12 protein-coding genes are annotated in these 13,813 nt (G+C 60.0%); 4 read left to right on the top strand and 8 right to left on the bottom strand.

The window, feature by feature from the left end:
• The first annotated feature begins 301 nt into the window (after positions 1-301).
• The 3 genes from CKW14_RS11515 to CKW14_RS11505 are packed head-to-tail and all read left to right on the top strand — an operon-like array spanning position 302 to position 3,280.
• Positions 302-1,477: an FAD-binding oxidoreductase gene (locus CKW14_RS11515; protein ID WP_095047271.1), complete on the top strand. Its 1,176-nt coding sequence runs from the start codon at positions 302-304 to the stop codon at positions 1,475-1,477.
• Positions 1,474-2,286 carry an aldo/keto reductase gene (locus CKW14_RS11510; protein WP_095047270.1) on the top strand — a complete coding sequence of 271 codons (813 nt, stop codon included), beginning with the start codon at positions 1,474-1,476 and terminating at the stop codon, positions 2,284-2,286. Before CKW14_RS11515 ends, CKW14_RS11510 begins: the two co-directional genes overlap by 4 nt.
• A 31-nt stretch (positions 2,287-2,317) precedes the next feature.
• Positions 2,318-3,280, top strand: coding sequence for a metal ABC transporter ATPase (locus CKW14_RS11505; RefSeq protein WP_095047269.1), 963 nt, complete (start codon positions 2,318-2,320; stop codon positions 3,278-3,280).
• 4 nt (positions 3,281-3,284) lie between these two features.
• Here the strand turns inward: CKW14_RS11505 and CKW14_RS11500 are convergent, their stop codons facing one another.
• The 7 genes from CKW14_RS11500 to msbA all read right to left on the bottom strand — a co-directional run bounded on the left by CKW14_RS11500 (position 3,285) and on the right by msbA (position 11,564).
• Positions 3,285-4,085 carry a hypothetical protein gene (locus CKW14_RS11500; protein ID WP_095047268.1) on the bottom strand — a complete coding sequence of 267 codons (801 nt, stop codon included), beginning with the start codon at positions 4,083-4,085 and terminating at the stop codon, positions 3,285-3,287.
• A gap of 58 nt (positions 4,086-4,143) precedes the next feature.
• Positions 4,144-4,851 carry a hypothetical protein gene (locus tag CKW14_RS11495; RefSeq protein WP_095047267.1) on the bottom strand — a complete coding sequence of 236 codons (708 nt, stop codon included), beginning with the start codon at positions 4,849-4,851 and terminating at the stop codon, positions 4,144-4,146.
• Positions 4,852-5,826: a glycosyltransferase gene (locus CKW14_RS11490; protein ID WP_095047266.1), complete on the bottom strand. Its 975-nt coding sequence runs from the start codon at positions 5,824-5,826 to the stop codon at positions 4,852-4,854.
• 130 nt (positions 5,827-5,956) lie between these two features.
• Positions 5,957-7,378 carry a bifunctional D-glycero-beta-D-manno-heptose-7-phosphate kinase/D-glycero-beta-D-manno-heptose 1-phosphate adenylyltransferase HldE gene (gene hldE, locus CKW14_RS11485; RefSeq protein ID WP_093430139.1) on the bottom strand — a complete coding sequence of 474 codons (1,422 nt, stop codon included), beginning with the start codon at positions 7,376-7,378 and terminating at the stop codon, positions 5,957-5,959.
• A gap of 64 nt (positions 7,379-7,442) precedes the next feature.
• Positions 7,443-8,843: a PIG-L deacetylase family protein gene (locus CKW14_RS11480; RefSeq protein WP_095125338.1), complete on the bottom strand. Its 1,401-nt coding sequence runs from the start codon at positions 8,841-8,843 to the stop codon at positions 7,443-7,445.
• 4 nt (positions 8,844-8,847) lie between these two features.
• Positions 8,848-9,744 (bottom strand): GNAT family N-acetyltransferase, encoded by an 897-nt coding sequence (locus tag CKW14_RS11475; RefSeq protein ID WP_095125337.1) that lies wholly within the window; start codon positions 9,742-9,744, stop codon positions 8,848-8,850.
• Positions 9,738-11,564, bottom strand: a complete 1,827-nt coding sequence (gene msbA / locus CKW14_RS11470) for a lipid A export permease/ATP-binding protein MsbA (protein ID WP_095125336.1) — start codon at positions 11,562-11,564, stop codon at positions 9,738-9,740. The genes CKW14_RS11475 and msbA overlap by 7 nt, the downstream gene beginning before the upstream one ends.
• A 125-nt stretch (positions 11,565-11,689) precedes the next feature.
• Here msbA and CKW14_RS11465 point away from each other — a divergent pair, with 125 nt between their 5' ends.
• A complete protein-coding gene (locus CKW14_RS11465; RefSeq protein WP_095125335.1) occupies positions 11,690-12,343 on the top strand; it encodes a toluene tolerance protein in 654 nt (217 codons plus the stop codon).
• A gap of 3 nt (positions 12,344-12,346) precedes the next feature.
• Here the strand turns inward: CKW14_RS11465 and CKW14_RS11460 are convergent, their stop codons facing one another.
• A complete protein-coding gene (locus tag CKW14_RS11460) occupies positions 12,347-13,786 on the bottom strand; it encodes a hypothetical protein (RefSeq protein WP_256587203.1) in 1,440 nt (479 codons plus the stop codon).
• Positions 13,787-13,813 lie beyond the last annotated feature (27 nt).

Here is a 13,813-nt window from a genome sequence, read left to right as displayed (position 1 = left end):
CAGATGCATTCTTTATCGGCGCTTGGGTGAAAGGAGGAGGGGCGAAATCTCCCACGGTCTGTGCTGCGTCAACAGTCAGAATCGAGCCTTGTCCCTCCTCCTCCCTTCAAGTCCTACCATACAAGCGAGCCTGCTCGCGAAAGCGGTGTATCAGGCAACACATATGTCGACTGGCATTCCCTCTTCGCGAGCAGGCTCGCTCCCACATTGGCCCCTATGTTCAACCTGTTGATCATCGACAAATCCGCCCCTTTCCCGAGTCTGTATACTGCGCCCTCGTCTTGAACACTGAGGTCGCTGCATGCCATCCGTTATTTCCACCGACGTTCTGATTGTCGGCGCTGGTGTCGCCGGCCTCTGGCTGAATGCGCGTCTGCGCCGCCAGGGTTTTTCGACCGTGCTGGTGGAAAGCGCCAGCCTCGGCGGCGGGCAGAGTGTGAAGTCCCAAGGCATCATCCACGGCGGCGCCAAGTACGCGTTGCACGGCGCGCTGACTGGCGCCTCGGAAGCCATCGCCGACATGCCACGCCGCTGGCGTGAAGCGCTGGCCGGCAGTGGCGAGCTGGATCTGTCCGGCGTGCGCCTGCTGTCCGAGGCCCATTACCTGTGGTCGCCGGGTACTCTGGCGGGCAACCTCACCAGTTTCTTCGCCAGTAAGGCCGTGCGCGGCCGGGTCGACCAGGTCAAGGGCGAGCAACTGCCGCCGGCCCTGCAAGACAAACGCTTCAAGGGCAAGGTCTATCGCCTTGCCGAGCTGGTAGTCGACGTGCCGAGCCTGATCCAGCGCCTGGCCGATCTGGCCGGCGATGGCCTGCTCGCCGGACAAACCATCGAGCCACTGCTGGAAGCGGGCGTGCTGGTTGGTTTGCGAGTCGACGGTCGCGAGATTCGCGCGCAGCGTATTGTCCTCAGTGCCGGTGCCGGTACTGCCCAACTGCTCGAAGACCTCGGTTTGAACCAGCCGGCCATGCAACGCCGCCCGCTGCACATGATCATCGCCAAAGGCCCAGGTCTGAAGCCGCTGTACGCCCACTGCCTGGGCGGCGGCACCAAACCGCGCATCACTGTGACCACACATCCGGCCGCTGACGGCCAGTGGGTCTGGTATATGGGCGGCGACATCGCCGAAAGCGAAGGTGTGAACCGCGAGCCGGCCGAGCAGATTGCCACCGCGCAGAAAGAGATCGCCCAGTTGTTGCCGTGGATCGACCTCAGCACTACGCAATGGGCGACCCTGCGGGTTGACCGTGCCGAGCCACTGCAAACCGGGCTCACGCGCCCGGACAACGCCTTCCTTGCCGAGCAAGGCAGCTTGCTGGTCGGCTGGCCGACCAAACTGGCGCTGGCGCCGGACTTCGCTGACCGGGTCATCGCCGCCCTGGAGCGCGACGGCATCCAGCCACAAGCCACCGAACCATTGCCCGCGCTGCCAAAACCACCGCTGGGCGTTCCTGCCTGGGAGCAACTGCTGCCATGACCATTGCCAACCTGCACGACCTTCATCGACCGTTGGGCAGCACCGGCCTGATGGTTTCGCCACTGGGCCTGGGTACGGTCAAACTTGGCCGCGACCAAGGGGTGAAATATCCCAACGGTTTTCAGATCCCCGGCGACGACGAAGCGCGCATGCTGCTGCGTCAGGCCCGCGATCTGGGCATCAACCTGATCGACACCGCTCCGGCTTATGGACGCAGCGAAGAACGCCTTGGTCCGCTGCTACGCGGCCAGCGGCAAGACTGGGTGATCGTCAGCAAGGTCGGCGAAGAGTTTGCCGATGGCCTCTCGCAACACGATTTCAGCGCAGCACACACACGGATGTCGGTGGAGCGTAGCCTGCAACGTCTTGAAACCGATTTTATCGACCTGGTGCTGGTGCATTCCGACGGCAACGACATGGCGATCCTCGAGCACGAAGAGGTTTACGCGACACTCGCGGCGCTCAAGGCCGAAGGCAAGATTCGCGGCTTCGGCTTCTCCGGAAAAACCGTCGAAGGTGGCTTGAAAGCACTGGAGCAAGGCGACTGCGCGATGGTCACCTACAATCTGAACGAACAAAACGAGAAAGCTGTCATTGACTATGCTGCTGCCCACGGCAAAGCCATTCTGGTGAAAAAAGCCTTGGCCAGCGGTCACGTCTGTTTGAGTCCGGGCGTGGATCCGGTGCGCGCCAGCTTCGAATTGCTGTTCGCGCAACCTGGCGTGGCCAGTGCTATTGTCGGAACGATCAATCCGCTGCACCTCGCCCACAACGTTGCGACCGTTGCCCAGGTCCTACGTGGTCACTGACGCCGCTTCGCGGCCTTAAGCAGGAGCCGATATGCCGCGCACGCTCATCAGAAAGAACCCGAGCAACTTCAAGACCCTGCCGTTGTACGTCGAAGCCACCCCCGAAGGTCTGACCTACCAGAGCGTCGGCATGCCGCTGAACTTTGCGCAGACCTTGCAGCGGCGCAAACCGGTGAGCGTGGCTGACACCGAGCGCTTCTCGCTGGAACTGGCCAACCTCGGGGTCTCGGTGCGCCTGACCCTGCATTGGCAGAATCGCGATTACTGGGTGCTGGTGCGCCAGCGCCGTCAGGATCGTGGCGACGTCGTGCTCAAATTGATTTCCGGTTACGTGCCGGCGCATGAACTGAATATTCCGCTACACACGGCCATTCAGGAAATTGCCGAAGAGTGCTTGCTGGAAACACCGGAAGGCTGGCTCGGCGGACGTTTCAACGACACCTGGCTGCCGGCGCCCTACTCCGCTGCACTGCATTATCGCGAAGCGCTGCCGTTTCGCCTGACCCCGTTGTCCGGCTCAGCGCGACCGATACGTAGCGCCAATCTGCAATTGCTCGAACGCCCACGGGCCTACGTGCATCTGCCGACCGCATCGCTGCAATTGATCTACGACTTGCGTCTGGATGTGCCCAAGGAAGCCAAGTCCCTGAGCCTGTTCCACGTCGACGAACGCCTGGAGGGTGATCAACTGGTGGCCCGACTCGACCGCAAACGGCCCGACCTGTACTTGATGCCACTCAAGGACGGCGCGCCACTGGCAGAGTTGTACACGCTCAAGCGCGACAAACTGGTACCGGCCAGCACCCGGGGTCTTTATCTGGCCGAGAGCTTTGCCACACAATCCGGCTGGGTTGTGCGCGAAGAGAGGATTCGCTGGAAGGACTGGTTGGTGCAGCAGGGCCTGCAACCGGCGAAGGCCCCGCGTCAGGGACTCAAGCAACTGAGTATCAAGGCGCTGCGACTGGTCGGTCTGGGCAAGAAAACCGGTAAATAACGGTTTAGCGGCGACGGTCCCACCAGGTACGCAACCCGGCGAAGAAATGAAAGTAGCGGTTTTCGCGCTTGCCCATGCCACGCTTGGGCGAGAACGATTCCTCGGCAAATGCACCGGTAATGCGTACCCGCGATGCCTGCGTCGGCAGCGTGCAGATTTTGGCATCGACCTGCTGCAGGGCATATTTAAGCAAGCGTTCGGAATGCAGCTTTCGGCCTGTTGCCTTGCAGAAGTCGAAAATACACTCGATGCGCTTGCCGTACGCGACATAAGTATCGCGCCCGCACACCGCAAAGCGATCGTTCAACCCGCCCCACCACTGCCAGTCGGGAATATAAGCGTTGTGCTTGCGAGCCTCGGGGTGAGCGAAGACATAGGCAGGCAATGCGCTGTGAAAGAAATTGTCCGGGCGCACGAACACAACGAAATCCGGATTGAACGGCTCGATCATGCTGGTCACGGTATGCAATGAGTTGAGCTGAAAGATCAAATTGCGCAATGACGCAAAGTCATCTGCCCAGGTATCGCCCTGTGCTTTGACCTGTTCGAAATCCCAGCGCTCCAGCACGCCCTCGGTCGAGGTGAGTGTGCCGGTCATCGATTCGAATGGCTGGTAGTTGTCCGCCTTCAGTTCGCCTTTCTCACCGGATCGCGTGTTTTGCACCTCATCGATCTTGTACAGATGGTAGAAGCACTTTACATCGCTGCCCGCAGGCAACTGCGCCAGCACATTCTGCTCGATGGAGGGGAAACAGATCGGCGAATTTCTCGGGATCCCGAAAAAAGCCACGGCAATTTTCAACACTCAACAGCACCTTTTGAAAGTAGTTCGGGCCTGCTGGCAACCGGACAGACGATGTCGCTTACTTCTGCCGAAACAGCTTTTGCCACCAGCGACGAGGTTGCAGGGGCACCACAATGATGTCCGATTTTTGCAGCCAGTCACGCTCATAGTCCCAGGCATGGCCGCCCCACAGTTTTCCTGCTTCGTTGGAAAACCCCAGGGTCATGAGCTGATAGTTATAACCGGCATGAGCGCGCAACCAGTCGAACACCACCAGCGTGTTGAAACCGGTAGAAGGCCCAACGTAGCGCTTGCCACCCGGGCGATCGACCGGGTAGTTCCACAGTGGCGGCAGTGGAATGCGATCCCAATACATGGCCACGCGTGGCAGTGGACACATTGGTGCGGCGCAGCCCACCAGCATGCTGAAACAACGTTCGCTCGCCTGTTCGAACATCTGCTGTACCGGCGGCGCGTAAGGCAGACCAAAAAAATACGCGTCCGGCGCGTTGTAGCCATGCACAAAGACATTGACGCTCTGCTTGTTGAGCAGCGCCGCTTTGATGCAGGTATTGAAGCTGACGACGACGTCATCGGCGCCAATGTTCAACGCCTGAAAGTCCGCCGCGGTGATGGCCGGGTTGTTGGCAATCAGCACCACCCGAGGTGCACGGCTCAGACAGTCGAGAAGTTCTGTCGGTAACGCCCCCAGTACGGACTGATCACCACCGGGCAGCGCATCCAGCGCCATGTGCTCGCCGAGTTGCGACGATAGATGATCCTTCATTCAGACTGGCACCTTCATCCCGTAACGCAGCTTCACCCAGAATCGCGTGAACGCCGAGGGTGGCTGCCATGGGCGCATCTCACGCTGGATTTCCGTAGCCAGTGCCTGACCGACACGGGCAAAGGAATAACGGCTTTGCGCGAACTCCTGGCCATTGCGGGCGATGCGCTCTGCCAGTTCCGGGTCGCTCTGCAGCAACTGGATCTTTTCCACCGCTTCATCTTCGCTGCGGTAGAACACGGTGTTGTGCATGTCTTCAAAGCCGAGCAGACGGTCTTCTTCGCCCTGACTCCAGGCCAGCAGCACACAACCGCAGGCCATGGCCTCATAGTTCTTGATCATGAACTCGTTCATGCCGATGTCGGCGCTGACGAAAATCCTGATGCGATTGAGCGTCTGCAGGTATTCCGCACCCGACTTGGTACGGGTCACCAGCATCCCGGTTCGCTGCGAGAGCGACTCGAGCATGGCTTTGCGCTCGGCATATTCGGTGCTTTTCAAGCTGCCAAGAAAACCGATGGGAATGTCCCGCTCGACGCCGGTGTTGTGCAGCATCTGTTCGTCATAACCTTTGGAGACAAACACCGTGTCGATGCCTTCAGCGAGCATCTTGCGCGCGACCACGGCACCGGACACCAGCGCCCGGCAACTCGGCAGGCGACGGTAGAGCCGTGAATACACGCCGCGGTATTTACTCGCTGGCATGTAGTTCTGGTAGGCGTCGTGTTCAAGGAAGACCAGCCCGGGGATGCATTTGAGCACCTGCAGTTGCGTGGCCAGGCGTTTGACCCGGGAGAAAATCACCACGCGATCGAAAGTCTGGTAATCGACCGAGGCCAGAAACGACCCCAGATTCAACTGCTGTTTTTTGCTCAAACGATAGATGAAACACTCATCACAGTTCTGCTGCACGATGTCGTAGAGCCGGTCGAGAATGACCCGCTGCTCGTCCATCACCAGGAGCATGACTTTCATAGGTTAATTGACCACGCGACGTAGGCAGGCAAGCGCATCGGATTCAAAGCTGCCTACATCAACGGAAACGGTAAAATCCCCAAGGCAAAATCCGTTCACACGCAGTACACAACGGTAAAAATTCATCTGATCAACGACTGCGGATCTTCTCGACAATCGCAGTTGTCGAGCTGTTTTCCACCAGTCCCAGCACCTTTACGGTACCGCCATAAGCAGTGACGATATCAGCGCCGACTACCTGATCGATGCCGTAATCGCCGCCCTTGACCAGCACGTCCGGTTTGACCTCGCGCAGCAGGTTCTCCGGGGTGCCTTCAGGGAAACTGATCACCCAGTCCACAGCGCCGAGGCCGGCGAGAACCGCCATGCGTCGGTCAACACTGTTGATCGGGCGGCCCGGGCCTTTGAGACGGCTGACCGAAGCATCATCGTTGACCGCGACAATCAGCCGGTCGCCCTGTGCCCGCGCCTGCTCCAGGTAGGTCACATGGCCGGCATGGAGGATGTCGAAGCAGCCATTGGTGAAGACGATCTTCTCGTTGTGCGCACGGGCATCGGCCACGGCGAGCAGCAACTGCTCCAGACCCAGGACACCCCGTTCAGAACCCTCCTCGCGCTGAATGGCGCGACGCAGTTCCGGGGCGCTGATGGCGGCCGTACCGAGTTTGCCGACCACGATGCCGGCGGCCAGGTTGGCCAGCGCAACGGCGTGGGGCAGGTCTTCACCGGCGGCAATCGCTGCCGCCAGGGTGGAGATCACCGTGTCACCGGCACCGGTGACATCGAACACTTCACGGGCACGGGCCGGCAGGTGCAGCGCTGGCTGATCCGGACGCAACAGGGTCATGCCGTGTTCGCCGCGTGTCACCAACAGCGCACCGAGTTCGAGGTCGTGCATCAGGGCGGCGCCCTTGCTCACCAGCTCATGCTCATCGACGCAACCGCCGACGATGGCTTCGAATTCGCTGAGATTGGGGGTGATCAGGCTGGCGCCGCGATAAATCGAGAAGTCCTTGCCCTTTGGATCGGCCAGCACCGGAATGTTCTTCGCGCGGGCGGCCTGGATCAGCGCCTGATGGTTTTTCAGGGCGCCTTTGCCGTAATCGGAGAGCACCAGCACCTTGATGCCTTCGAGCAGGTCGTCGACCTGCGAACCAAGGGCCAGAGCGTCGGTGGCGAACGGTTCTTCAAAGTCGATACGCAGCAGTTGCTGGTGCCGGCTCATGACCCGCAGCTTGACGATGGTTGGCTGGTGCGCGATGCGCTGGAACAGAGCGCGTACGCCCGCGCCTTTGAGACTGTTGCTCAGGCTGTCGGCGGCTTCGTCATCGCCGGTCACACCAACCAGCGACGCCGGCGCACCCAGCGCGGCAATGTTCAAGGCAACGTTCGCGGCACCGCCCGGACGGTCTTCGATCTGCTCGACCTTAACGACCGGCACCGGCGCCTCAGGGGAAATCCGTGAGGTTCCGCCATGCCAGTAACGGTCGAGCATGACATCGCCGACTACCAAGACCGGGGCTTGATCGAAACGCGGCATGGACAACTTCATGGAGCAACCCACATACAAAATGAACAGGGGCGCGATATTAACACAGGGTAAAGCGCCGTCCGCCTCAATCTGAAAGGTCGCGCACCCAGAACAACTCGTGACGCCGGACCGCCTTGCGGAAAAACTCGTTACTGCCCGTTTCAGGCCAGCGACGGCCGGCCAGAGCCTGCTGGATCCTGCGGCGCAATTGCCGTTTGAACGCCTGTCCGCCCTGCAGATCGTGCTCCATGGCCAGCGCCATGGCTTTGTCCAGTTGCACGTCGGCCGACAGCAGCGGACTCCACAGGCGATCAGCCGGTAGCGGCTCGATGGCGGGAGGCAGCGGAACACCCGCACCGGCAGGCCCCATGGGCCAGCGATCATTGTCGTGCAGGTGATTGGCGTACAGCAGCAGGGTCGCCGGTTTCCAGCTACTGCGTTCGATAGCCTCAAGCAACGCTTGGGTCGACGCTACATGATCACTGTGGGGATCGAGTTCAGGATGCGGTGTAACGACCACTTCCGGGCGATAGTGCTCAAGCAGGGCCGTCAGATCACCCAGCAGGTTTTGCCAGGTCGGCTGCCCGTCAACGTCGGCGGGCAGGGTCAACGGGTTATGCTGGCGCACACTGCGAATATCGTTTTCCTGCGATTCCCGGGAGCCGAACGCCTGGGTCGGCGCTTCGACCATCGAAGGCAGTTGCAGGCAGTAATAGCCCAATTGCACACAACGCTCGGCAGGCACGCCCCCCCACAGCGGAATCACCAGGCTGTCCCAACTGCGCAAGCGGCCCTTCAATCGAGCGGCTGCGGCTTGATCAAGGCCCAGCCGCTGAAAGTCTTCAGCCTCGATCTCACCCTGGGTCAGGGTGACGATGCTGACATCTTCGCATCGACTGTACAGACCGAAGGCGGCGAGCTCTGCATCATCGGCATGGGGCGCGATGACCATGACCCGCTGGCGGCTGTAGTCCGGATTGGCCATGACCCACAACACGCCCGTCGCAGCAGGTACGCAATATCGGCCACGCAGCGTCAGAGTCCCTTGCACCAGCGCATCGACCTGCCCCGACAGATTGAGGAAACGCCGCCCTCTGACGCCCCGCTCCAGATCCTGACGATCATCGCCCACCTCAACATAGGGATCGAGCCAGCGCCCCAGCCAGGAGGACTTCACTTCGAGTTCGAGTACCAATGTCTCGCCCTGCGCCAGCGGTTCGCTCAGGCCTACCACGCCGCCCTCAAGACTCACGGCCTGCCGCGCGGTTTGCGGCGGAAAGACGTATTGATAGTCGTCGGTAGGCCGGTAGAACAAATGGTCGGCAAACCAGGCCTCGTGAACGACCCAGGCCAGCACCAGCAACAGCGGCACCAGCCACCACGCGATCAGCACGCCGATCAGCAACAGCGCCAGCACAAAGGCGATCAGGAACAGACGCTTGTTGCGCCGATGGGCCTTGAGAAGCTGTTGCTTGCGAGCGCTCATGAATTCAGACCTTGTAGACCGGCACCGTGTGGCACCAGCGATCCTTGTACTCTCGGTCGGCACGACCGAATGAATAACGCAGAGGTTTGCCCAGCGCTTGCGCGTGCGCCCAGGCCTCTTGGGTGTTGACGAAACTCAGCACACTGCCGGGGCTGAACTCGCGGCTCTGCGGGTCGACACCACCGTTGATGTATTCCAGCGAAACCCATTGCGGGGCCTCGACGCGATAGAGCACCTGAATGGCGACGGGCGCCGATTCGAGCATCACCACCGAACCGGTCATGAACTCGCGCAGCAAGGTAAAGACCTCAACCAGCCCGGCCTTGCCCGGCACCTCGAAGCCCCAGCGCCGCTGAAACAGATCGCCGTAAGCGGCAGCCTGTTCCTGCGGCGTAAAGTCGGACATAGGCACCAGCGATCCACCCGCCTCTTCCAGCAGGCGCTGTTCGCGACGCTGGTTGTAGCGGAACTTCTTCGAATATTCTTCCGGCAACCGGGCCAGCGCCAGGCCCTCAGGCTGTGGCTTCAGCGTGCTGATCTGCCCGGCATTGAGCTGGGACACATAAGCCACGCGCTGGCGCACCGGCACGATGACGTCTGGCGCGATCGGCAGAATGATTTCCGCATTGCCCATGTCCAGCAAGCCACGCTTGCCCTCGCGCTTGAGCACTTCCTTGGACAAGGCAACATGCCGCCCCCAGCAAGGGATGGCGGCCAGCACATCACCGCCAATGACCCAGCCCAAGTAGCGCAACTCGATGCCAAGGAACGTTGACAAGCGCTCGACGACTTCGGGGTGTGTAGCAAAACTGCCGCCGAAACGTTGCCAGGCACGGGCGTAGCTGTCCCGGTCGATTTCGGTCCAGCCACGCTCGCGAAAGCTGCGAAACATCGTCAGCATACGTCGGTCGCGTGTGCCGGCTGAGGCTCGTCACCCTCTTCAAACTCTTTGGCGTGCAGACGGGCGTAATAGCCGTTCTGCTCGAGCAATTGTGCGTGAGAGCCGCGCTCGACGATGCGACCTTCGTCCATGACCAGAATCAGGTCGGCTTTCTCGATGGTGCTCAAACGGTGGGCGATCACCAGGGTCGTGCGGTTTTTCACCACATGATCCAGGGCAGCCTGGATATGCCGCTCCGACTCGGTATCGAGCGCGGAAGTGGCCTCGTCGAGAATCAGCAGCGGTGCATCCTTGAGCAACGCCCGGGCAATGGCGATGCGCTGACGCTGGCCGCCGGACAGCAGCACACCGTTTTCGCCGACCATGGTTTCGTAGCCTTGCGGCATCTTGATGATGAACTCATCGGCATAGGCTTCGGTAGCCGCGCGCTTGACCTCATCGAACGGCGCACCGGCCAGATCACCGTAGGCGATGTTGTTGGTCACCGTATCGTTGAATAGCGTGACCTGTTGGGTCACCAGAGCAATCTGCCGACGCAGGCTGCGCAAGGTGAAGTCCTGCACCTGCACGCCATCGAGCAAGATCTGGCCCTGCGCATCATCATGCTGATAAAAGCGCGGAATCAGGCTGGCCAGGGTCGATTTGCCACTGCCCGAGCGGCCGACCAAGGCAACCATTTGCCCCGGGTCGACGACGAAACTGATGTCATTGAGCACCGCTTTGTCGGTGTCAGGATAGTGGAAGCTCAGATTGCGCACTTCCAGACGGCCTTCGAGACGATCTTGCTCGACCGTGCCCTGATCCACTTCCGCCGGCTCATCCAGTTGCTCGAAAATACTTTCGGCACCGGCGACACCCTTCTGAATCGTCGAGCTGACCTCCGACAACTGACGGATCGGCTTGGGCAACAAGCCAGCCATGGTGATGTAGGCCACCAGATCACCCGGCGATGCATCGCCGCGAAGGTACAGGACGAGGAACATGACCACCGCCATGGCGCTGTAAGTCACCAGCTGCAGCATCGGCGTGTAAACGGCGCCGGTCTTGGTCATCGTCAACTGCTTGTCGGTGTTGCTCTGGCTGGCATCGCGAAAGCGATCCTTTTCGTACTGCTCGCCGCCAAAACTGCGCACGACGCGATAGCCGTGAATGGTCTCGGACGCGACGTGCGTGACGTTGCCCATCGAGACCTGGATCTTCTTGCTTTGCTTGCGGAATTTTTTGCTGGTGCTGTTCACCATCAAACCGATCAACGGCAGGATGGCGACCATCACCAGCGTGAGCTTCCAGTTCATCCACAACAGTGTGCAGAACAGGAAAATCACGGTCATGCCTTCACGGATGACGACTTTGATTGCATCCGTTGCCGCGCCGGTGACCATGGTCACGTTGAAGGTGATCCGGGAAATCAGGTGGCCGGAATTGTTCTTGTCGAAGAAGCGATTGGGCAACTCCAGCAATTTATTGAACAACACCACCCGCAGGTCATGCACCAGGCCCAGAGAAACCCGCGCCAGGAAGAAGTTGCCCAGGTAAGAACCCACGCCCTGCCACAACGCGATGAAGACGATCATCAGTGGCACTGTTTCGAGCAACTGCAGCTTGCCCAGATAAGGGTTGCCCGGGAACAGACTGGCTTCAGGATTGGCCAGACCGTCGACAAAGTACTTGAGGATGTAGGCGAGCATCGGTTGAGTCGATGCGAAAATCAGAAACCCGACGATGCTGAGAAGGAAAAGGCCGGCATAAGGCCGCACGTAAGCCAAAAGGCGGAAATAGATCGCCAGCGTGGACTGGGCTTTCGGTTCAGGACTGCTCATGGTGATCCGCGCAATTCAGTGAGGCGCCGATGATATCACACGCGTTTTTGCCCCGATAAACATGACTTCGAACCAGCTTTCGACCAAGTCGGTTAAGATACCCCGCTAATGATGGGGAGCCGGATATGCAATCGATTGATCACAGCACTTACGAGGCACTGCGCGAGGGTGCACACGTATTGGAAGCCGACGGTTCCGGCGACAAAGTGCTCAGATTGGCCGATGGACGCATGCTCAAGCTGTTCCGCCGCAAGCGGCTGCTCAGTTCGGCACTGTTCTACCCCTATGCACAACGCTTTGCCGACAATACACGGATCCTCGAACAACGCGACATCCTCTGCCCCAAAGTCATCGCGGTCTACCGCATCCCGAGCATCGAACGTGACTGCGTGTATTACAGCCCGCTGGAAGGCAATACAGTGCGTCAGCTACAAGGCACTGACGAAGAGGCTGACACACTGAGATTCCAGCTGGGCGGGTACTTCGCCCTGCTGCACGAAAAAGGTGTGTACTTTCGATCACTGCACTTTGGCAACGTCGTGCAGACCCCCGACAAGCGTTTGGGCCTGATCGATATTGCCGACCTGCGCTGCCAGAAGCACGCGCTCAGTGACAGTAAACGCCTGCGTAACTTCGCGCATTTGCTGCGCTACAAGGAAGACCGCCAATGGCTGCTCGGCCAGGACGCCGGCGACACGTTTATCGAGGGCTATCGGCAGGCACTCCCGAGCAACCGGCAAGCGCCGCTGATCTCGCGCCTGCGCCCGCTGCTCGGTTAAGCCTTAGCGGCCGATGACCACTACAGTGGCACCTTTGCGATTGGCGAAATGCTCGATGATGCGCAGCTTGTGCGCCACCAGCCACTCATTCAGCCAAGGCTCGTCACCCTTGGCCTCGATGAGGAAATATTGATAGTCGCCAGCGTGCGCTGCCGACATCGCTTCCTCTGCGGTCAGTACCGGCAACACGTAGCCGCGACCGGCGTAATAGCTGATCCGTCCATCCTCGAAATAGGTCTTCGCCCCTGGCTCGACATGGGCCGACATCCAGCGACCGGCCTCGACGTAATGCGTCTTTCCGGCTCCGGTGGAGATGACGTTCGACAGCATCACCAGCAAACACAGAACCACCAGCCATCTGCCCCAACGCGGGAACTCGCGAACAAACGCCGCCAGCCCCATCGCCAGCACGGGCACAAACAACAGATTGAGAAAGCTCAGGTAGCGCGTATTCATGAACTGTTGCTTGATGAAAAACAGCACCAGCACGATCAGATACAGCAACGCCGCCCAGGCGAAGGGTCGATAGTCGCGCCAGTAGACGCCTAGCACCCCCCAGTTACGCCGCAGAATGAAGGGAACGGCGAAAGGCCCCATCAACTTCACGAAACTGATGGTCATGGTCGCCAGGATGCCGAAGAAAATGATCCGCCCGGCTTCATCCTGGGAGTACTTGTTGATGAGCGAATTGGCAAACTGATCGCACAGCATTTGAAAGGACGCGAACACACTGTGCGGGGCAATCATGTCCAGATACAGCATCACTCGCGCCGACATGAGTACACTGGTTGCCGAAATGGCCAGCAGCCCCAAAACCGGCAGCAGCGAAAACTGGGCAAACTGCATCCGTCGGCCAGATGACCACAGGTTGGGCAACTGCCACAGAGCCAACGCCGGCACCAGCAATAAGGCCTCCAGCCGAAACAAGGCTGCTGCGACGATTGCCAGGTGGATGAATGCCGCGCGCAACCAGCCGCCACGGGCTTGCCAGCGCAGCGCGAGCCAGAGCGTCAGCGTGCAGAAGAACCAGAAACCGCACTCACGGATGATGTCGTTTCGAAAGGCATTCACCGCCGGCATGGCCAATACCACCAGGCACGCCCAACGGGTGACCAGCGCAGACCGCTGACGCACGCAGTCCACCATCAACGCGCTGGTGCCGGCAAAAAAGAGTGCACACCAAAGATAGGCACTCAGCTCCAGCGGCAAATGCAGGATGGAATGCGTAGCGGCCAGCAGAAAGGAAAACCAGGGCCAGTCGAAAGTAGCCCAAGCCACATTCGGCCCGTGCTCGGTGACCTGTTGCGCAATATCGATATACAGCGCGGCATCACGTCCCACTGTCGCAGTGCCCAGGACGGCTATCAGCGATAACAGCGCGCTGCCCACAAACGCCAGCCAGACCGGGTATTTGTCGATGATTCTGGAGACTCGAGTTGCCACACTACCGCCCGTACCTTTCACCCAGCC

Source organism: Pseudomonas sp. Irchel s3a12, assembly GCF_900187485.1.
GTDB classification, from domain to species: domain Bacteria; phylum Pseudomonadota; class Gammaproteobacteria; order Pseudomonadales; family Pseudomonadaceae; genus Aquipseudomonas; species Aquipseudomonas neuropathica.
This window is presented reverse-complemented; position numbering and strand designations above follow the sequence as displayed.

What these genes read in the sequence shown, in the direction of transcription:
- CKW14_RS11515 (WP_095047271.1), top strand. Translation starts at nt 302, where the DNA reads ATGCCATCCGTTATTTCCACCGACGTTCTGATTGTCGGCGCTGGTGTC.
- CKW14_RS11510 (WP_095047270.1), top strand. Translation starts at nt 1,474, where the DNA reads ATGACCATTGCCAACCTGCACGACCTTCATCGACCGTTGGGCAGCACC.
- CKW14_RS11505 (WP_095047269.1), top strand. Translation starts at nt 2,318, where the DNA reads ATGCCGCGCACGCTCATCAGAAAGAACCCGAGCAACTTCAAGACCCTG.
- CKW14_RS11495 (WP_095047267.1), bottom strand. Translation starts at nt 4,851, where the DNA reads ATGAAGGATCATCTATCGTCGCAACTCGGCGAGCACATGGCGCTGGAT.
- CKW14_RS11490 (WP_095047266.1), bottom strand. Translation starts at nt 5,826, where the DNA reads ATGAAAGTCATGCTCCTGGTGATGGACGAGCAGCGGGTCATTCTCGAC.
- hldE (WP_093430139.1), bottom strand. Translation starts at nt 7,378, where the DNA reads ATGAAGTTGTCCATGCCGCGTTTCGATCAAGCCCCGGTCTTGGTAGTC.
- CKW14_RS11480 (WP_095125338.1), bottom strand. Translation starts at nt 8,843, where the DNA reads ATGAGCGCTCGCAAGCAACAGCTTCTCAAGGCCCATCGGCGCAACAAG.
- CKW14_RS11475 (WP_095125337.1), bottom strand. Translation starts at nt 9,744, where the DNA reads ATGCTGACGATGTTTCGCAGCTTTCGCGAGCGTGGCTGGACCGAAATC.
- msbA (WP_095125336.1), bottom strand. Translation starts at nt 11,564, where the DNA reads ATGAGCAGTCCTGAACCGAAAGCCCAGTCCACGCTGGCGATCTATTTC.
- CKW14_RS11465 (WP_095125335.1), top strand. Translation starts at nt 11,690, where the DNA reads ATGCAATCGATTGATCACAGCACTTACGAGGCACTGCGCGAGGGTGCA.